The sequence below is a fragment of the Brevundimonas huaxiensis genome, assembly GCF_014218725.1.
In the GTDB taxonomy this organism is placed as follows: Bacteria; Pseudomonadota; Alphaproteobacteria; order Caulobacterales; family Caulobacteraceae; genus Brevundimonas; species Brevundimonas huaxiensis.
Genome location: NZ_JABBJE010000005.1, coordinates 77,486 through 95,612 on the forward strand (window position 1 = coordinate 77,486; position 18,127 = coordinate 95,612).

The 18,127-nt window shown below is 69.2% G+C and carries 20 protein-coding genes; 4 read left to right on the top strand and 16 right to left on the bottom strand.

Annotation, left to right across the window (positions count from 1 at the left end):
- Window positions 1–38: 38 nt before the first annotated feature.
- A complete protein-coding gene (locus HF680_RS11125) occupies window positions 39–344 on the top strand; it encodes a hypothetical protein (RefSeq protein WP_039244192.1) in 306 nt (101 codons plus the stop codon).
- 80 nt (window positions 345–424) lie between these two features.
- On the opposite strand, the gene HF680_RS11130 is transcribed toward HF680_RS11125, so the two are convergent.
- Both HF680_RS11130 and hmgA read right to left on the bottom strand, forming a co-directional pair.
- On the bottom strand, window positions 425–787 hold the full coding sequence (locus HF680_RS11130) for a hypothetical protein (RefSeq protein WP_185225100.1): 363 nt from the start codon (window positions 785–787) through the stop codon (window positions 425–427).
- Window positions 784–2,079 (bottom strand): homogentisate 1,2-dioxygenase, encoded by a 1,296-nt coding sequence (gene hmgA / locus HF680_RS11135; protein ID WP_185225101.1) that lies wholly within the window; start codon window positions 2,077–2,079, stop codon window positions 784–786. Before hmgA ends, HF680_RS11130 begins: the two co-directional genes overlap by 4 nt.
- 114 nt (window positions 2,080–2,193) lie before the next feature.
- Between hmgA and HF680_RS11140 the strand changes: the two genes are divergently transcribed.
- A complete protein-coding gene (locus HF680_RS11140; protein ID WP_185225102.1) occupies window positions 2,194–2,697 on the top strand; it encodes a GNAT family acetyltransferase in 504 nt (167 codons plus the stop codon).
- Here HF680_RS11140 and HF680_RS11145 read toward each other — a convergent pair.
- Entirely contained in the window at window positions 2,694–2,951 is a 258-nt protein-coding gene (locus HF680_RS11145) for an Lrp/AsnC ligand binding domain-containing protein (RefSeq protein WP_045811868.1), read from the bottom strand. The two genes, HF680_RS11140 and HF680_RS11145, sit on opposite strands and share 4 nt — an antisense overlap.
- On the opposite strand from HF680_RS11145, the gene HF680_RS11150 reads away from it, so the two are divergent.
- Window positions 2,938–3,804 (top strand): alpha/beta hydrolase, encoded by an 867-nt coding sequence (locus HF680_RS11150; protein WP_185225103.1) that lies wholly within the window; start codon window positions 2,938–2,940, stop codon window positions 3,802–3,804. The genes HF680_RS11145 and HF680_RS11150 overlap by 14 nt on opposite strands.
- Window positions 3,805–3,905: 101 nt before the next feature.
- Here the strand turns inward: HF680_RS11150 and HF680_RS11155 are convergent, their stop codons facing one another.
- Window positions 3,906–4,262, bottom strand: a complete 357-nt coding sequence (locus HF680_RS11155) for a hypothetical protein (RefSeq protein ID WP_185225104.1) — start codon at window positions 4,260–4,262, stop codon at window positions 3,906–3,908.
- Window positions 4,263–4,410: 148 nt separating this feature from the next.
- Between HF680_RS11155 and HF680_RS11160 the strand changes: the two genes are divergently transcribed.
- The gene (locus HF680_RS11160) at window positions 4,411–5,091 is read left to right on the top strand and encodes a bifunctional 4-hydroxy-2-oxoglutarate aldolase/2-dehydro-3-deoxy-phosphogluconate aldolase (protein WP_185225105.1); all 681 of its coding nucleotides are present in this window, start codon (window positions 4,411–4,413) and stop codon (window positions 5,089–5,091) included.
- Between the two features lie 14 nt (window positions 5,092–5,105).
- Here the strand turns inward: HF680_RS11160 and HF680_RS11165 are convergent, their stop codons facing one another.
- From HF680_RS11165 to ccmI, 12 genes are all read right to left on the bottom strand, one after another.
- On the bottom strand, window positions 5,106–5,618 hold the full coding sequence (locus HF680_RS11165; RefSeq protein ID WP_185225106.1) for a periplasmic heavy metal sensor: 513 nt from the start codon (window positions 5,616–5,618) through the stop codon (window positions 5,106–5,108).
- Window positions 5,615–6,016, bottom strand: a complete 402-nt coding sequence (locus HF680_RS11170) for a hypothetical protein (protein WP_185225107.1) — start codon at window positions 6,014–6,016, stop codon at window positions 5,615–5,617. The genes HF680_RS11165 and HF680_RS11170 overlap by 4 nt, the downstream gene beginning before the upstream one ends.
- Window positions 6,013–6,585: an RNA polymerase sigma factor gene (locus HF680_RS11175; RefSeq protein ID WP_055803350.1), complete on the bottom strand. Its 573-nt coding sequence runs from the start codon at window positions 6,583–6,585 to the stop codon at window positions 6,013–6,015. The genes HF680_RS11170 and HF680_RS11175 overlap by 4 nt, the downstream gene beginning before the upstream one ends.
- Before the next feature lie 65 nt (window positions 6,586–6,650).
- Window positions 6,651–7,292, bottom strand: a complete 642-nt coding sequence (locus HF680_RS11180; RefSeq protein ID WP_205196225.1) for an EF-hand domain-containing protein — start codon at window positions 7,290–7,292, stop codon at window positions 6,651–6,653.
- A gap of 47 nt (window positions 7,293–7,339) precedes the next feature.
- Window positions 7,340–10,264, bottom strand: a complete 2,925-nt coding sequence (locus HF680_RS11185; RefSeq protein WP_185225109.1) for a bifunctional [glutamine synthetase] adenylyltransferase/[glutamine synthetase]-adenylyl-L-tyrosine phosphorylase — start codon at window positions 10,262–10,264, stop codon at window positions 7,340–7,342.
- Window positions 10,265–10,268: 4 nt separating this feature from the next.
- The gene (locus HF680_RS11190) at window positions 10,269–11,696 is read right to left on the bottom strand and encodes a sensor histidine kinase (RefSeq protein WP_185225110.1); all 1,428 of its coding nucleotides are present in this window, start codon (window positions 11,694–11,696) and stop codon (window positions 10,269–10,271) included.
- A gap of 140 nt (window positions 11,697–11,836) precedes the next feature.
- A complete protein-coding gene (locus HF680_RS11195) occupies window positions 11,837–12,508 on the bottom strand; it encodes a response regulator transcription factor (protein ID WP_017504381.1) in 672 nt (223 codons plus the stop codon).
- 84 nt (window positions 12,509–12,592) lie between these two features.
- Window positions 12,593–14,134, bottom strand: coding sequence for a Do family serine endopeptidase (locus HF680_RS11200; protein WP_185225111.1), 1,542 nt, complete (start codon window positions 14,132–14,134; stop codon window positions 12,593–12,595).
- A 108-nt stretch (window positions 14,135–14,242) separates the two neighbouring features.
- Entirely contained in the window at window positions 14,243–14,749 is a 507-nt protein-coding gene (locus HF680_RS11205) for a cytochrome c-type biogenesis protein (RefSeq protein ID WP_185225112.1), read from the bottom strand.
- The gene (locus HF680_RS11210) at window positions 14,746–16,734 is read right to left on the bottom strand and encodes a heme lyase CcmF/NrfE family subunit (RefSeq protein WP_185225113.1); all 1,989 of its coding nucleotides are present in this window, start codon (window positions 16,732–16,734) and stop codon (window positions 14,746–14,748) included. Before HF680_RS11210 ends, HF680_RS11205 begins: the two co-directional genes overlap by 4 nt.
- Complete coding sequence (gene ccmE / locus HF680_RS11215) at window positions 16,731–17,237, bottom strand: cytochrome c maturation protein CcmE (RefSeq protein WP_185225114.1); 507 nt, start codon at window positions 17,235–17,237, stop codon at window positions 16,731–16,733. The genes HF680_RS11210 and ccmE overlap by 4 nt, the downstream gene beginning before the upstream one ends.
- A 70-nt stretch (window positions 17,238–17,307) precedes the next feature.
- Window positions 17,308–18,126: a c-type cytochrome biogenesis protein CcmI gene (gene ccmI, locus HF680_RS11220; RefSeq protein ID WP_185225115.1), complete on the bottom strand. Its 819-nt coding sequence runs from the start codon at window positions 18,124–18,126 to the stop codon at window positions 17,308–17,310.
- Between the last annotated feature and the right edge of the window lies 1 nt (window position 18,127).

Consider the following 18,127-nt stretch of genomic DNA (forward strand, 5'->3'; position numbering starts at 1 on the left):
TAGCGTTTGTGTGTTTCCATCTAGGAGAGGAAACTCAAATGAAGAAGTTCGCCATCGCCGCCGCTTCGGTCTTCATGCTGGCCGGCGTCGCCGCCTGCGGTGAAAGCGCCGCCGACAAGGCCGCTGAAAAGCAAGCCGACGCCATCGAAGCGACGGGTGAAGCCCGCGCCGACCAACTGGAATCGCAGGCCGCGACCGCTCCGACCGCCGCTCAGGCCGACGCCCTGAACGCCCAGGCCGATCAGGTCGAGAAGAACGCCGACCGCAAGGCCGACATGGTCGAGCAGCAAGCCGGCAACGCCGACGGCGGCATGACCACCGCCAACACGCCTTCGACCCACTAAGGTCTGGCGACCGACTAAATCCGTTTACGGATGGATCAGCCCCCGTCGTTCGCGACGGGGGCTTTTTCGTGCCTGCGACCTCAGTCGATGCACAGGGTCGGGCCGGCCTTGCCGTCCTCGACCGTCGTGTTGCAGCCGAAACGGTCGCTGGTCGCCTGGCAGACGCCGGTCGCCGCCGTCCCCGGCGCCACGCCGCTGTTGCCCTCGATGCGGCAATCGCCCTGGCACTGATCGCCGTCGGTGCAGCGCTTGCCGGCGTCGGCGTAAGAGATGACGCACTGCCAGGACTGCATCCGCCCGACCTGTTTCATCGTGCCGCCGCGCGTGGCGCAGGACGCGGCGTCGGCGCTCTGCATCGGCGCATCCGACGCCGCGCCTGTGGTCTGTGGCGAGCAGGCGGCGGCAAAAAGCGCGACGGCGGCGATGAGGGATGTGCGGATCATGAGATCTGTCCTTTGATGAAGCCTGACCAGCAATCGTCGTAGTCGAGCTGCATCTGCGGTGATTCCGACGCCCATTTCGTGACGCGTATCGGCATGCGCGTCTCGAACATGAAGGCCAGGGTGTTTTCGATCTTGTGCGGCTTCAGCTCGGCCTTGATCGCGCCGTCATAGCTGGCCTGATCCGGGCCGTGGCCGCTCATGCGGTTGTGCAGCGATGCGCCGCCCGGCGCGAAGCCGCCGGCCTTGGCGTCGTAGGCGCCGGTCACCAGACCCATGAACTCGCTCATGACGTTGCGGTGGAACCAGGGCGGGCGGAAGGTGTCCTCGGCCACCATCCAGCGCGGCGGGAAGATGACGAAGTCGATATTGGCGGTCCCCGGCGTCTCGGACGGACTGGTCAGGACGGTGAAGATCGACGGATCGGGGTGGTCGTAGCTGACGGTGTTGATCGTGTTGAACCGCGCCGTGGCATAGCGGCAGGGCGCCAGATTGCCGTGCCAGGCGACGACGTCCAACGGGCTGTGATCGAAGGTCGTGGCCCACAGGCGGCCGCCGTATTTCTGGACGCACTCGGTCGGGCGATCCACGTCCTCATAGGCCGCGATCGGGGTCTCGAAGTCGCGCGGATTGGCCAGGCCGTTCGCGCCGATGGGGCCGAGATCCGGCAGGCGGAACGGGCTGCCGTAGTTCTCGCAGACATAGCCGCGCACCGGCCCATCGACCTCGACGCGGAAGCGCACGCCGCGCGGGATCAGCACGATGTGACCCGGCTGGGCCTCGATCACACCGAATTCGGTGACGAAGCGATGGTCGCCTTCCTGAGGCACGATCAGCAGTTCGCCGTCGGCGTCATAGAAGACCCGGTCGGTCATCGATCGGTTGGCGACATACAGGTGAATGCCCGCCCCGGCGCCGCCGTCCGGTTCGCCGTTGCCGCCATAGGTCGTCAGCCCCTCGACCCAGTCGGTCGCAGCCTGCGGCATCGGCAGCGGGTCCCAGCGCATCCGGTTGGGATTTGGCGGCGTCTCGTCGAACGGACCGGAGCGGACCCGCCCCTGATCGAAGGGCGTGTAAGGCCCATGCTGGGCCGAGGGACGCAGGCGATAGAGCCAGCTGCGCCGGTTCTCGGCGCGCGGGGCGGTGAAGGCCGTGCCGGACAGCTGTTCGGCATACAGGCCCATCGGCGTCTTCTGCGGCGAGTTTCGACCCACCGGCAGGGCGCCGGGCGCGGCTTCGGTCGCGAAATGATTGCCGAAACCGGTCATGTAGGCGGGCGCGTTGGATCGCGTCATGTCGTGTCTCCCTATGCCCCTCGTTTAGCCGTCCCCGGCGCCAGCGTCACCCTTTGCCCGTCAGGCAACAGCTTGGCGGTTGGCGCGTTGCTGTGGCCTCGCGGAGAGATTTCCATGACCTATCTGACACGGGCGGTGTTCGCCTTCGCCAGCCTGCTGCTGTTGCTGGCGGCCATGGCCCTGATCGGGTTCGGTGTGAAGGATGCGCTGGTGGGCATCGGCTCGCCCGACAAGTCCGGCGCAGACGCGGTTCTGGACGTGCTGGGCTATGTCATCGTCGCCATCGCCGTCTTCGACGTGGCCAAATACATCTTCGAGGACGAGGTCCGGCGCGGCAACGAAAAGCGCAGCGCCGCCGAGGCCCGGCGCAGCCTGACCAAGTTCCTGTCGACCATCGTCATCGCCCTGTTTCTCGAAGCCCTGGTCGTCGTGTTCAAGACGGCGCGCGAGGACGTGGCGCAGTTGCTCTATCCCACCGCCCTGCTGATCGCCTCGGTGCTGGTGCTGGTGGGCCTGGGCGTCTTCCAGCGCCTGTCGGCCACGGTCGAGGAAAAGGTCGGCGACGACGACGAGGCCGAGGACCGCAAGGACAAGGTCAGGCGAAAGGCCGCGCCCTAAACCTTCGAAGGCAGGAAGGGCGAGAAGGTGATGACCGTGAAGGTGTCGCGCACGTGCGGCCGCGTCTGGACCTGTTTCGTCACGAAGGTGCCGATGTCGGCGTCGCGGGGCAGGTTGAACTTGGCCAGCAGATCGTGCTGACCCGAGGTGGAATAGACCTCCGAGACGTTCTCGACATTGTCCACGATATCGGCCGCCACGTCGTTGGCGTAGCCCAGCTCGCATTTGATGAAGACAAAGATGGCGGTCATCATGGCGGATCAGTCCTCTGGTTCGAGGGCGCTTCTAGCGGACGAAGACGTGACGGGTAAGCCGCAAGACACAGACGCCGTGCTGGAGGCGCAATACAACAACCGCGCCCTGGTCCCCGACCATCCCGCCGTGATGGCGCGCTGGAAGGCGGGATCAGAGACCGCCCGCGCCGCTCATCCGCCGCAGGTCCTGAAATACGGCCCGGGCGAGCGCGAGCGGATCGACTGGTTCGACGCCGGAGACGGCGCGCCGGTCGTGGTCTTCCTGCACGGCGGCTACTGGCAGGCGCTGGATGCGGGCTGGTTCAGCTTCGTCGCGCCCCCCCTGCTGACCCACGGCGTCAGCGTCGCCATCCCGACCTATGACCTGGCGCCCAGCGTGCGGCTGGGCCGGATCGTCGATCAGGCACGGGCGGCGGTCGATCTGATCCGCGACCGCACCGGCGCCGCGCCCATCGTCAGCGGCCATTCGGCGGGCGGGCATATGGCGGCCTGCCTGCTGGCGGACGGGCGGGCCTCGGCGGCGGTCGCCCTCTCGGGCGTGTTCGATCTGGAGCCGCTGCTCCCCACCTCGCTCAACATCGCCCTGGACCTGAGTACGGCCGAGGCTGAGGCCCTGTCGCCGATCCGCTGGCCGGCGCCCGCCGGAGCGGTTCTGGACTGCATCGTGGGCGGTGCGGAAAGCGAGGCCTTTGTTGATCAAAGCCGCGACATGGCCGCGCGCTGGGCCGACGCCGGAGCCGAGACGCGGTTCGAGGCCCTGCCCGGCCTAAACCATTTCACGGTTCTGGATCCGCTGTTCGATACCGACAGCGCCTTGGTCAGTCGGCTGGCCGACCTGGCCCATCGACGCTGACCGTCAATCAGACCCGACGGCGAAAAATAGAGTCTAATTCGTCTAATTCGTATGAAATCCCCCGCTCCCTTCCCTGACAGATGGGCTAGAGCGGCGAGGCTTCAAGAGGGTCTTTCGGCGCGCCAGATGAAGACGAAGTTGCGGTGTTCAGCCCAGGTCTGACCCTCGACATGATCGCCCGCAAGACACGCCGCCGTATGATAGGGGCCTGCGCCGTCGGTCGTTCGGAACGAGACGCACAGCCGGCCGTGCTGGCGCTTCCATCGGCCCGCCTCAATGCGGCTGTTGTAGAAGTCGCCCGTCACGACGCCATCGGGTTGGAGCGTCAGGTTCATGGGCTGGTGATAGGGCTGGGCCGGATCGGTCGCCAGATCGACGGACCAGGCGCCGTCCATGTCGGCGGCGGGCGGCGGATCCTGGACGGTCAGAAGGGCGACGACGGCGAGGGCGGCGAACATCCTGCTTCTCCCACAGGCGATTGACCGAACAACGGTCCGCCTTTCGCCACATGCCGTCAAGAGAACGTCCGCGCTAACGCGGTTTGACTTGACCTCGCGTTCGCGACAGCGGAGGTCGGACGCGAACCTATCGCAGAGGAACCCGTCCATGGCCCATGATCGCGTCAGCGTGCTTCAGGCGCTTCAGACCCAGGGCGTGTGCCCGGTCTTCTATCATCCCGACGCCGAGGTCAGCCTGAACGTCATCCGCGCCTGCGCGCGCGGCGGGGCGCCGGTGGTCGAGTTCACCAATCGCGGCGACTTCGCCTGCGACCTGTTCGGCGAGATCAATCGCGAACTGATCAAGACCGACCCGAACGTAGTGCTGGGCATCGGTTCGGTGGTCGATGCGGGCACGGCGTCGCTGTATCTGAACCGGGGCGCGCGGTTCGTGGTCAGCCCCTGCCTGATCCCCGACGTGGCCAAGGTCTGCAACCGTCGCATGGTCGCCTATTTCCCCGGCTGCGGGTCGGTGACCGACATCGGCGAGGCGCACGAACTGGGCTGCGACATCGTCAAACTGTTCCCCGGCTCGTCGGTCGGCGGACCGGACTTCGTCAAGGCGGTCAAGGGCCCGATGCCCTGGGTCAAGGCCATGCCCACGGGCGGCGTCGATCCGGACGAGGCGTCGATCGCCAAATGGTTCGGCGCGGGCATCGTCGCGGCGGGCATGGGCTCCAAACTGGTAACCGATGACGCCGTGAAATCGGGCGACTGGGCCGCCATCGAGGCGTCGGTGCGCTCGGCGGTGGACGCCGTCGCCGCCTTCCGCGCGTCCAAGAAAGGCTAAGTGTTGAAGCGCCGTCAGCGGGGCGCGGGGTCGTCCGGCTGACGGTGATCCGGCCCGCGGGCTGCGGCGCGACGAGCATTGCCCTTACGCTGAAGGATCGGGGCCAGGGCCTTGCGCTCCTCGGGCGTCAGCGTCGCCAGCACGGCGACCGCGCCGTTTTCCAGGCGCGTGCGGCCCCGCATCTCAACGGCTCTGGACTGTTCCAGCAGGCTTTCGACCCGGGCCGCGTCCAGGGTCGGCTGACCGGCGACGTCGATGGCCTCGCGCCGGGCGGCGCGGGCCGCCTCGAAATCAGGACGCGCCGCCAGGGCCGATTCGCGCAGCGCGGTGCGCACGCGCTGGCGCACGGCCGGATCCAGATCGGCCAGCACCTCGGCCAGCGGTCCCTCACGGCCTGGACGGCGTTGATCCTCGATCCGGCGTTCGATCCGGTCGCGGTTGACGACATAGGTGACCCCGCCCGCCACGGCGAACAGGTTCAGGGCCACCGAGACGGCCAGGGCGATCTTCAGGCTCTTGGACGTCATCCCAGCAATTCCGTGTCATCCACGCCCGTCAGCGAGGATTGATAAAGCACCGCATCGGCGCGCGCGTCGGCGGTCAGGTGTGTCGTCAGGCCCACGCCGGCGACCACGCCCGCACAGGCTGCGGCGGCCCAACCGGCGCCCAGATACCAGATCGCCTTGCCCAGACGGCTTCTCGCCCGGGGCGCAGCCGCAAGGATGCGCGCGGTCAGGGCGGCGGACGGGACAGGTTCGGGCGCAGCGTCGAGCAGCGCGTCCAGCGCGGCCGCCTGATCCAGCACCGCCTTTAACGACGGATCGGCGGCGATCAGGCTTTCGGCGAAGGCGCGCTCGGACGCGGGCCACCGACGCAGGTCGGCGCCATAGGCGTCCGCCAGTTCGTGCAACCGTTCCGCCTTCATCGTCCGTCTCCTCTAATCGACCCCGGACCGATGTCCGAAAGGGCCAGACGCAATGCGCGACGACCGCGCGACAACAAACTCTCCAGCGCCTCGACGCTGATCTCCATCAGGGCCGCCGCATCGATATTCGACAGCTCCTGATAATGGCACAGGACGATGGCCTCGCGCTGTCGGTCCGGCAGCCGTTTCAGGGCCGCCGTGACCCGTACGCCCGTCTCGGCCGCCAGCAGACCGCGATCCGGCGCCGGGCCTTCGTCGGGACGATCTGGCGGCGTGTCGGTCGGGATTTCGCGCCGACGCCTCAGCCGATCGTAACAGAGGTTCAGCGCGACCCGGTGCAGCCAAGTGTCGAACCGGGCCTTGCCGGGCGTCCACCTTGGCGCCTGACGCCAGGCCTTGAGCATCGTCTCCTGGGCCACGTCCTCGGCCTCGACGGCGTCGCCCAGCATCCGCTGGGCCAGCGACAGGATGCGCGGCAGCTTGCGCGAGACAAGCGTCTGCGCCGCCGCCGGGTCGCCCTGCCCCACGCGCCGCACCAGATCCTCGTCGGGGTCGACGATCGCGACCAAACCTGCCTCTTCCGCTGCTGACGAAAGGAACCGGTGCGTTCACGACGGCCGACCCCGACACCGTCTTACTCCGAAGCCGGGACGGGGGAAGCGGGTTGTTGCGCCGGACGCTGCGCCTGGCGGGCCGCGCGGCGTTCCTGCCGTTGCTCACGCTGCGCGGACATGGCCGCCCGGCGCTCGTCGGCGGAGATCACGCCGTCGCGGTCAGCGTCCATCTTGTCGAAACGCTCGCCGAGCTTGGCGGAGGCTTCGGCGATCACCACCGGCCCGCGTTCGCGGCCTTGTCCGCGCATGGCGTGATGTGCGCCGCCGCGACGATCCTCACGATGACCGGCACGCTCCGCGCGTGGACCGCGATCCGGGCGTGCGGCATGGCCGGCGTCGAACTCGGCCCGGCTGATGGAACCGTCGCCGTTCGCGTCCAGCTTGGCGAAGCGGTCGCCCGCCCGTTCGGCGCGACGGGCCTGCATGGCGGCGGCGCGTTCCTCGGGGCTGACTGAGCCGTCTCGGTTCGTGTCGAGCGCCGTCAGACGCGCGATGCGCGCATCGACGAACTCGGCGCGGGTGATCTGGCGGTTCGGATCCGCGCGCGCATGATGCGGCGCGGGAGCATGCTCGGCGGGAGCCGGCGGAACCTGTGCGGTCGCGGCGCCGGCGGCGGCGGCCAGAGCGATGACGCCCAGGCCGGTCAGAAAGGTGTTTCTCATCTCGATCATCTCCACGGGCGCGTTTGGCGCCCTTTGACATTGCCCTGTCAGGAGATTGAACGCGGCGTTGCGGATTCTCCGTCGCGGCCTGCTGGAACCGCACGCTCGAAGGCCTTTCGCGCCCGCGCGCGCAGGTCGGTCAGCTCGGTCTTCAGCGTGTCGAAGTCCGGCGCGCCGGCGGCCTCGGCCAGGCGCAGCTGGAAGACGCCGGGTTCGCCCTCCGGATCGACCCGCCCCTCGAAGGCGGCGGCCAGAAGGTGGGCCAGCCGCTGCTGCACACGCCAGGCCTCGGCCAGGACCGGGTCGTCGTGCAAGGCCTCAAGCGTCGACAGGATCAAGGGCTCGCCGATGGCGGCGGCCTGAAGCTGGCGGAACTGGGCGGCGAACTCGGCGTCCACCTGCCCGCCCGGCGACAGCTTCAAGTCCCAGAAGCCGTGCGGGCGACGCTCGCGATCCATCAGGGCGCGCATCTTTCGGACATCGGCGGCGACATCGACGCCGGGACGCGGGCGACGCAGGGCGGCCTCGATAGCCGCCGAAACCTGAGCGCCGAACTTGGGATCGCTGGCCCAGACCACGCGGGCGCGGGTCAGGACCATGAACTCCCACGTCTCCGCCTCCTTTTCGTAATAGGCGTCGAACGCCTTCAGCCGCACCGACACCGGCCCCTTGGAGCCGGTGGGGCGCAGGCGCATGTCCACCTCATAGAGGCCGCCTTCCGCCGTATGCGCCGACAGGGCCGCGATCAGCCGCTGCGTGAAGCGGGCGTAGAAGACGTCGGCGGTCCAGCCCTTGATCTCGGAGGTCGCCTCGGGCGGCGCCTCGTACAGGGTCATCAGATCCAGGTCCGATCCGGCCGTCATCTCGCGCGAGCCGGCCTTGCCCAAGGCGACCACCGCGACCGCGCCGGGGAAGGCGCCGCCCAGCCGTTCGGTCTCGGCCAGGGCGGCGGGCGACAGGGTGCGCATGGCGGCGTCGGCCAGGGCGGCATAGGCGCGGCCCGCCGCCTCGGCCCCCGCCCGGCCGGTCAGGGCGTGGATGCCGATGCGGAACATCTGCTCGCGATGCAGGCGGCGCACGGCGTTCATGGCCCCTTCGAAATCCTCGGTCTCGCCGGCCTCACGCAGCATCTGTTCGGTCAGACCGGTCTCTTCGGACAGATCGACCAGGAAGCGGGCGTCCAGCACGCCATCCAGCGCCGCCGGTTGCCGGCCGAGCGTCCGGGCGAGACGCGGCGCGAAGGCCATGACGCCCAGCACCATCTCGAACAGTTTGGGCTGGTTCAGGAACAGGGCCTGGACCTGCACGCCCGCCGCCAGGCCGGAGAAGAAGACCGCGAAACGCCGGAACGCCTCGTCCGGCGCACCGGACCGGGCCAGGGCCTCCAGCAGGCGCGGCGCCAGGCGGGTGAACAGTTCGCGCCCCCGCGCCGTGCGTGTCGCGGGGATGCGTCCGTGGTGCCAGCTGCGGATCGTGTCGGCGACCGACGGCGCCTCGGAAAAGCCCATGCGGCGCAGGGTTTCCAGCGTCTCGGGATCATTCTCGACCCCGGTGAAGACCAGGCTGCCGTAGCTGGAATCCAGATCTTCGCCGCCCTCGAACAGTTCGCCATACCGGGCGTTGACCCGCGCCAGGAGGGCCTCGACCTTGGCGTCGAAGGCGGCCAGATCGTTCGAACCGGCCAGGGCGGCGACGGCGACGCGGCGCTCGGCGTCCTCGGGCAGGCGGTGGGTCTGCTCGTCGTCGAGCATCTGCACCCGGTGCTCCAGCCCGCGCAGCGCGACATAGGCGGCCGACAGCTCCTCGCAGACCGCCTGGGGCACATGGCGCGCGTCGGCCAGTGCCTTCAGCGCCTCCAGCGTGCGGGGCTTGCGCAAAGTCGGATCGCGGCCGCCCAGGATCAGCTGCTGGGTCTGGGCGTAGAATTCGATCTCGCGGATGCCGCCGCGACCCAGCTTCAGATTGGCCCCGGCGGCCTGCAGCCCCTCGCCCGTCTTGTGGACATGGATCTGTTTCTTGATCGACTGGATGTCGAGCACGGCCGCATAATCCAGGCTGCGTCGCCAGATGAAGGGGATCATGGCCTTCAGGAACCGGCCCGCCGCGCGCATGTCGCCCAGCACCGGCCGCGCCTTGATAAAGGCCGCCCGCTCCCAGTTCTGGCCGACGCTTTCATAGTAGGCCAGGGCCATCGGCCCGGCGACGACCGGCGGGGTCGAGGACGGGTCCGGCCGCAGCCGCAGATCGACGCGGAAGACATAGCCGTCGCCTGTCCGCTCGGTCAGCAGGGTGGCGATCCCCTTGCCGACGCGATTGGCGAAGTCCTGCATCTCCTCGCCCTCGCGCAGGGCCAAACCCATCAGGCGCGGCTCGAAGAAGAGGGAGATGTCGATGTCGGACGAATAGTTCAGTTCGTTGGCGCCATGTTTGCCCATGGCCAGGCCGAACAGGCCGGGGATGGGGCCGCGCGGATCGCCGGGCGGCGAGATCAGTCGGCCGCGCGCCCTCTGTTCGGCGGCGACGGCGCGCAGGGCCGCGCGGCAAGAGGCGTCGGCGAACCGGGACAGGGCGTCGGTGACCTGATCCAGATCCCAAACCCCGCCCAGATCGGCCAGGGCGGTCAGCAGATGCAGGTCGGCCTTCAGCACGCGTAGCGGAGCACGCACCGCGTCCGGTTCGGCGTCCAGCGCGTCCGTATCGCGAATGATCCGCTCCAGCGTCTCGACCGGATCGGCTTCCAGCAGGTTTCTCAGATGGGCGGGGCGACGCCGCATCAGACCGGCGAGATAGGGCGAGGCGCCGGCGACGGGGGCCAGGGCGGGCCAGGCGGGGTCCAGAGTCTCGCGCCAGCCGCCGGCGTCGGCGGCTTGGATCAGGGTTTCGTGCAGACGGTCGGCGGCAGCGATGTTTGTGACCGGACCGGCGGGCGTGAGACTGTCAGCCAACGGGATCAAGGTTTCTGGATGGGCCATCACATCATCCGCTCATCCCGGTCGAGGCGGGCGGCAGCACCAACGCCACCCGCAACCCCGGTCCGTAATCGCCGTAGGCGCCGGGGCCTTCGTCCAGCACCACCCGCCCCCCGTGCGCCTCGGCGACCGCCGTCACCAGTGAAAGCCCCAGGCCCGAGCCGGGTTCGGTGCGGCTGTTGTCCAGGCGCACGAACCGCTGGACCACCCGCTCGCGGTCCTCTTCCGGGACGCCCGGTCCGGTGTCGGTGACGGAATATTCGATCTCGCCCGACGAGCGGCGGCGCGCACGCAGCTTCACCGCCCCGCCGGCGGGGGTGTATTTGATGGCGTTGTCGATCAGGTTGGCCAGGGCCTGGGCCAGGAAGGGCTGGTTGCCCTCGATCATCAGCCCCTTTTCGACCTCGGACGAGAAGTCGATGGCCTTGTCCTCGGCCGCCGGTTCGTAAAGTTCGGCCATGTCGGCGGCGAGGTCGGCGGCGTCCATGACCTTGGGATCCGGCGCCCCGCCCGCCTGAAGTCGCGCGATGGCCAGGACGGTGTTGAACGTCTTCAGCAGATGGTCGGCCTCATCCAGGGCGATGCCCAGGGCGTCGACGCCGTCGATCTTGCCGGCTTCGGCGTCGATCAGAGCGACCTCAAGCTTGGCCCGCATCCGCGTCAGGGGCGAGCGCAGGTCGTGGGCGATGGCGTCGCCGGCGTGGCGGATCGAGGACATGGACGCCTCCAGCCGATCCAGCATGGTGTTCAGCCCCTGGCCCAGTTCGTCCAGTTCGTCGCCGGTGTGGCGCACGGGCGCACGGACCTTGAGGTCGCCGTCCTGCACCGACTGCACGACGCGGTTCAGCCCGGCCATGGCGTTTTCGACCCGCCGGCTGATGTAGAGACCGCCCGCCAGGCCCAGCAGCATGACCAGGGCCATGGCGCCCCACAGGGCCTGGGTCAGGCGCGCCAGATAGGCCTCGATGTCGCCGATGTCCTGACCGACGAACAGATGTTCGCCGCCGGCCAGGGTGGTGATCACCCCAATGGAGCGCCGCCGCTGGACCTTGCCTTGGGCGTCCGTGTCGGTCAGGCGGAAGGTTTCCCAGTCGCTGGCGCCGGCCGGCAGGCTGAGGTCGATGTCGATCGGGGATTCGGTGATGTTGCCGGTGATCGTCTTTCCGGCCTTGTCGGTCAGCAGATACAGATACGGTCCGCCCCGGATGGAGCGTTCCACCAGGGCCTGGTTCAGGGCGTCGATGCCGCGCGTGCGGTGGATCGCCGTCAGGGCGCCCAGTTCGATCTCCACATCCGCCCTGGCCCGGCCTTGGGCCTCCGACGCCGAGGCGAAATAGACATAGGCCAGGATCGCGCCCGCCGCCGCCACGAACAGCGCCAGAAACAGCAGCGTCAGCCGGAAGGGCGTACGGCGTAGGAGGGAGGGAAGGCGCACCCTAACATCCTCCCCCGTTCACGGGGGAGGGGGACCACGAAGTGGTGGAGGGGGCGGCTTCAGCGCCGGTGTCTAGGGTCGCCCCCTCCACCGCCGTGCCGGCGGTCCCCCTCCCCCGCATTGCGGGGGAGGATCTCAAGTCACGCCTCCAACCGATATCCCGCCCCGCGCACGGTCTGCAGCATGGCGCGGTCGAAGCCCTTGTCGATCTTGGAGCGCAGGCGGCTGATGTGGACGTCGATGACGTTGGTCTGGGGGTCGAAATGGTATTCCCAGACCTTTTCCAGCAGCATGGTGCGCGTCACCGACTGGCCGGCGTGGCGCATCAGGAACTCCAGCAGCTGGAACTCGCGCGGCTGAAGATCGATCTCGGTCGTTCCGCGATGCACGGTGCGGCCGATCAGGTTCATCTCCAGGTCGCCGACCTTGAGCACGGTCTGCACCCCGCCGGTCTCGCGACGACGGGCCAGGGCCTCGACCCGCGCGATCAGTTCGGCGAAGGCGTAGGGCTTGACCAGATAGTCGTCGGCGCCGGCCTTCAGGCCCGTGACCCGGTCCTCGACCTCGCCCAGGGCCGACAGGAACAGGACCGGCGTCTGATCGCCGCCCTTGCGCACCGTCTCGACCATGCCGACGCCGTCCAGGCGCGGCATCATCCGGTCCACCACATAGACGTCGTAGCCGCCTTTTTGCGACTCCAGCAGGCCAAAGGCGCCGTCCACGGCGTGGGTGACCTCATGTCCGGCTTCGGACAGGCCCCGCACCATGGCGGTCGCCGCCTCGGCGTCATCCTCGACCACCAGAATCCGCATCGAAACCCCTCCCGGAATCAAAATCGCCGCCGATGGTAGCGCATCGGCGGCGATTGACGAGTTAAGGCTTGGTCAGAATGCCGATCAGTTCTTGTCCTGAAGCGGCAGAACGATCGGACTGTTGCCACGCGGTGTCCGCACGAGCAGCAGAACGCCAGGACGACCGGCGCTCTTGACCGCCTCTACCGCGCCCTTGAAATCGGCGGTCGAGCCGACGCTCCGCCCATTGGCCTGAAGAATCACCATGCCCGGCTGGAATCCGAGGCGACCGGCGCGAGATTGCTGGCTTACAGCCGTCACCACCAGCCCCTGAACACCCTCCGGAATGTCAAAGCGACTGCGCAGCGCCGCGCTGACAGGCGCGATGGTCAGGCCCTCCACGACTTCGCCAGCAGCAGCACCCGGATTATTGGGCATACCGGATCCGTCGTTATCGTTGGTCACCGCGGTTTCGAGGTTGGCCGGGCGCGTTCCCGCACGAACGTTGACGGTTTGACGACGTCCTTCACGCAGCAGTTCAAGGCGCAGCGTGTCGCCCGGCTTGGCCGAACCGACAGCTCGCGTCAGTTCACTGGAACCTTCGATGGCGCGGCCGTTCAGGCTGACCACGACATCGCCGGGTTGGAGGCCGGCCCGCGCCGCCGGCGCGTCAGGCGTCACCTCGACCACGAAGGCGCCCTTCGTCGTCGTCGGCAGTCCCAGGCTTTCCTTGTACTCGTCAGTCAGATTGCCGATCTGTACGCCCAGATAGCCACGCTCGATCGCTTCGCCGCGCATCAGACGTTCGGTGATCGTCTTGGCGGTGTCCGCCGGAATGGCGAAGCCGATGCCGACTGAGCCGCCCGTGGGCGAATAGATGGCCGAGTTCACGCCGATGACGCGGCCGTGGATGTCGAAGGTCGGGCCGCCCGAGTTGCCCCGGTTGATGGCGGCGTCGATCTGGATGTAGTCGTTGTAGCCCGACGGATCGATGTCGCGGGCCTTGGCCGAGACGATGCCCGCCGTGGCGGTGCCGCCCAGGCCGAAGGGGTTGCCGATGGCGATGACCCAGTCGCCCACGCGCGGCTCGGCCGTTTCTTCGAAGCTGACGTATTTGAAGTCGCTGCCCTCGACCTTGATCACCGCCAGGTCGGTGCCGGGATCGCGGCCGATCAGACGGGCCGGCAGTTCGCGGCCGTCCGACATCTTTACCTTGATCTCGGTCGCGTCGGCGACGACGTGGTTGTTGGTGACGATGAAGCCGTCCTGCGAGATGAAGAAGCCCGAACCGGCGCCCTGGGTCGTCTGCGGCTCATCATTGCCCTGACCGCCGCGGCCTTGCGGCGGCACGAACTGGAACGGCAGGCCGGGGATCTGGAAGGCGCCGCCCTGAGGCTGGTCCACCTTGACCGTCACGTCGATCTGAACGACGGCGGGCGAGACCTGGTCGAAGATGGTCGCGAAGCTGCTGGGCGCACCCGGCGGGGGCGTGAAGGCGTCGCCGTTGGCCGGGACCGGGGTGATCCGGTTCACCGCCTGCGGTTCCGCATGCGCGCCGGGCCAGGTGATGACGCCGCCGGCGGTCGCCGCCGCCGCCAGGGTCAGGCCGGCCGCGGCCCCGAGAATGAACTCCTTGCGCTTCAGCATCGTGGTCCTTGCGATCCTCTTGTCCAGCGCCAGACGGGCGTCGGTTTCGCGATTGATATAGGCCGAACCGGCTTTGCGCCAAGCCCGACCGCCGATCGTTGATCTCGACTAGCGCCCGTCGTGAGGCGAGGTTGCGTCAGGATCGCGGCGAAGCTTCTCATTTCGTAGAACTTCGTCCAGCCGGCGTTCTTCTTCGGGCGTCAGGGGAACGGCCTCGGCCGGACGACGGCGCGCGCGCAGGGCCAGAACGGCGACGGCCAGCAGCACAAGGGCGAACGGGCCGAACCACAGCAGCCAGGTCCCCGCCCGAACCGGCGGGGTGAACAGCACATAGTCGCCGAAGCGCCGCACCAGATCGTCGCGCACGGCCTGATCCGACGCGCCGGCCGCGATCTCCTCTCGGATCAGGCGGCGCATGTCGCCGGCTACGCCCGCCGGGCTGTCGGCGATGGCCTCGTGCTGGCAGACGACGCAGCGCACATCCTTGAACAGGGCCTGGGCCCGGGCCTCCTGGGTCGCATCGGCCAAGGGGCGGTCCGGTGCGGCGGGCGGCTCGGCCGCCGTCAGCATCAGCGCCAGGACCGGCGCGGCCAGCAGGATCGCCAGGCGCCTCATGCGGTCTTGCGCCGGCGCGCGCCGATCCCGAGCCGGAGCCGGCGATCCAGCAGCGACAGCACCCCGCCCAAGGCCATGATCATCGGCCCGAGGAAGATCAGTCGCGCCCAGGGGTTCCAATAAAGACGCACGACCCAAGCCGGCTGTTCGGGACTGCCCGCGCGTTCACCGATCACGACATAGACGTCGTCCAGGCCCCGGAAATCCAGCCCGACTTCGGTGGTGGTCTGACCGCCGGCGGGGAAGAAGCGGCGCTCGGCGGTCACGGTGCTGGCGCGGCCCTGATCGTTCGTGGCGCGCACGGTCAGTCGGCCCTGCTCGGCCAGATAGTTCGGCCCCTCGACGACGCGCACGTCGTCAAGCGTGACGGTCCAGGGGCCGGCGGACACGCTCTGGCCCAGAGAGACGGCGCGGGCGGCCTCGGCCTTGAAACCGGTCTCGACCACCGCCCCAAGGATGAAGACGCCCAGACCCAGATGCGCCAGGGTCATGCCCCAGGCGCCCAGCGGCAGCCCTTTCAGTCGGCGCAGCGTCTCGGCCATCGCGGCGCGGAACAGGCGGGCGCGCTCGGCGACTTCCGACAGCGATCCCAGGATGAGCCACAGGCCCAGGCCGATGCCGGCGGCGGCGAAGGCCTTCCTGGGCTCCCACAGGGCGTAGGCCGCCAGGGCGCCGACGATCGCCAGACCCCCCGCGACCGCCAGGCGCTGCATCGCGCCGGGCAGGTCGCCCCGCTTCCAGGCCAGCAGCGGACCGGCCGGCAGGATCAGGAAGGCGACCATCATCAGCGGGGTGAAGGTGGCGGCGAAATAGGGCGGACCGACCGAGATGGTCGCGCCGGACGCCGCTTCCAGGATCAGCGGATAGAGGGTGCCCAGCAGCACCGTCGCGGCCGCCGCCGTCAGGAACAGATTGTTCAGCACCAGCGCCCCCTCGCGGCTGACCGGCGCAAACAGGCCGCCGCCCTTCAGCTGGGGCGCGCGCCAGGCGAACAGGGCGAAGGCGGCGCCGGCCGTGATCCCGAGAATGGCCAGCAGCATCAGCCCGCGCTGGGGATCGACGGCGAAGGCGTGGACGGATGTCAGCACGCCCGAGCGCACCAAAAAGGCGCCCAGCATGGAGAAGGTGAAGGCCAGCAAAGCGAGGAACACGGTCCAGCCGGCCAGCGCGCCGCGCCGCTCGGTCACAACCGCGCTGTGCAAAAGGGCCGCGCCCGCAAGCCAGGGCATGAAGGAGGCGTTCTCGACCGGGTCCCAAAACCACCAGCCGCCCCAGCCCAGCTCATAATAGGCCCAGAAGGAGCCCAGGGTGATGCCGACGGTCAGGAAGGCCCAGCTGGCCAGCGCCCAGGGTCGGACCCAGCGTCCCCAGGCGGGCCAGAAGGCGGTCTGCGCCCGTCCCTCGATCAGGGCCGCGACGGCCAGGGAGAAGCAGATCGAGAACCCGACATAGCCGGCGTAAAGCAGCGGCGGATGCACGGCCAACGCCGGGTCCTGCAACAAGGGGTTCAGCGACGCGCCCTGGAACGGCGCGGGGTCCAGGCGGGTGAACGGGCTGGAGGTGAAGACGGCGAAGGCCAGGAACAGCGAGCCCAGCGCACCCTGCACCGCCACGGCCGAGGCCTTCAGCCCGAACGGCAGGCCGCGCGCTCGCGCCAGCGCCCCGCCGAAGACGGTCAGCACCAGACACCAGAGCAGAAGCGACCCCTCGTGGCTGCCCCAGGCGCCGGCGACCTTGTAGAGCATCGGCTTGTCGGTGTGGCTGTTGGCCGCGACGTTGGAGACCGAGAAGTCGGAGACGACGAAGGCGTAGATCAGGGCTGCGAAACTGAGCGCGACCGCCGCCGCCGCCGCCAAAGCCGCGTCCTGGGCGGCCCCGGCCAGGACCGGGCTGCGCCGCGCGCGCCCGGCCGCCGAAAGGCCCGTCTGCAAGATCGACAGCGCCAGCGCCAGCGCCAGGGCGAAGGCCCCAAGCTCGGCGATCATAAGCGCGTCGGAGCGCTATCGGCCTGCGGCCTGCTTGAGCGCGCTTCGGGGCCGTCCGGCCGCCACTCGCCCTTTTCCTTCAGACGGTCGGCGACCTCGCGCGGCATATAGTTCTCGTCGTGCTTGGCCAGGACCTGGCTGGCGTGGAAGGTGCGATCGGCGCCGAAGGCCCCTTGCGCCACGATCCCCTGCCCTTCGCGGAACAGGTCGGGCAGGTCGCCGTGATAGACGACACGGGTCGTGGCGGCGTTGTCGGTGACGACGAAGGCGACCACGCCGTCGCCGGTCTTTTGCACGCTGCCGGCCTCGACCAGGCCGCCCAGACGGATGTTGCGGCCCTCCGGCGCCTTGTCGGCGGTGGCCTCGGACGGCGAATAGAAGAAGGTCACGCTGTCCTGCATCGCCCACAGCGACAGGCCGACCGCCAGCGCCAGGATCGGCGCCACGGCGGCGACGACCCACAGGCGGCGACGCGCCTTCGGCGATTTGGGCAGCCAGCTCATGCGATGGACATTCCGGATTCCAGGGACGGACGGGCGGCATATACCGCCGTCGTCGCGCAGGACCAACGCGTCATTGCGCGCCGCCCTTCGGCAGTCGGCGTTCCAGATCCAGACGACGCGGATCGGCCGGGTCGAGCGCGGCGATCAGGGGCGTCCACAGGGTGCGCGCCCCGGCGGCGTCGCCCCGCCGCAGGGCGGCCTCACCCAGGAAGAAGCGCGCGCCGAGCTGGTCGGGGTCCAGTTTCAAGGCCTCACGGAAGGCGGCCTCGGCGTCGCCGCCGATCTGGTTGTCATTGGCGACGACAAGGCTTTCGCCCAGCCGCGCCCAGGCCTGGGCGTCACGGGGGTCCAGGGCGATCAGACGGCGAAAGGCGGAGGCGGCGCCCAGCGGATCGCCGGCGGCGAACCGGGCCGCGCCCAGCATGGCCAGCGCCTGCCGATCCTTGGGCCGCTCCTGAACGACCCGCGCGGTCACCGCCGCCAGTTGCGCCGGCTCCAGCCGATCCAGATTGGCCGCCCAATCGTCGACGCGCCGCTCATAGGCCTGATCCGGCAGGCCGGGCGAGCCGGTGAACACATACAGGCCCAGGGCGGCCGCGACGGTCACGCCGATTCCGCCCAGCACCCAGAACCGATCGCGGGCGCCGGCCACCGGGGTCGTGGCCGCCGAAACGGCCAGAAGCCGCCGCCCCGCCTCGGCGCGCGCGCTCGCGTAGGCCGCCTCGTCCAGCAGGCCGCGCGCCTTCAGCCGATCCAGTTCCTCGATCTCGCGCGAGCCGGCCTGGGTTTCGGCGCCGGCCGCCGGATCCGCGCCGCGTCGCGCGCCGGTCAGCACCAGCAGGGCGGCCAGGGCCGCCGCCAGTCCCGTCATTGTCCAGAAGACGATCATC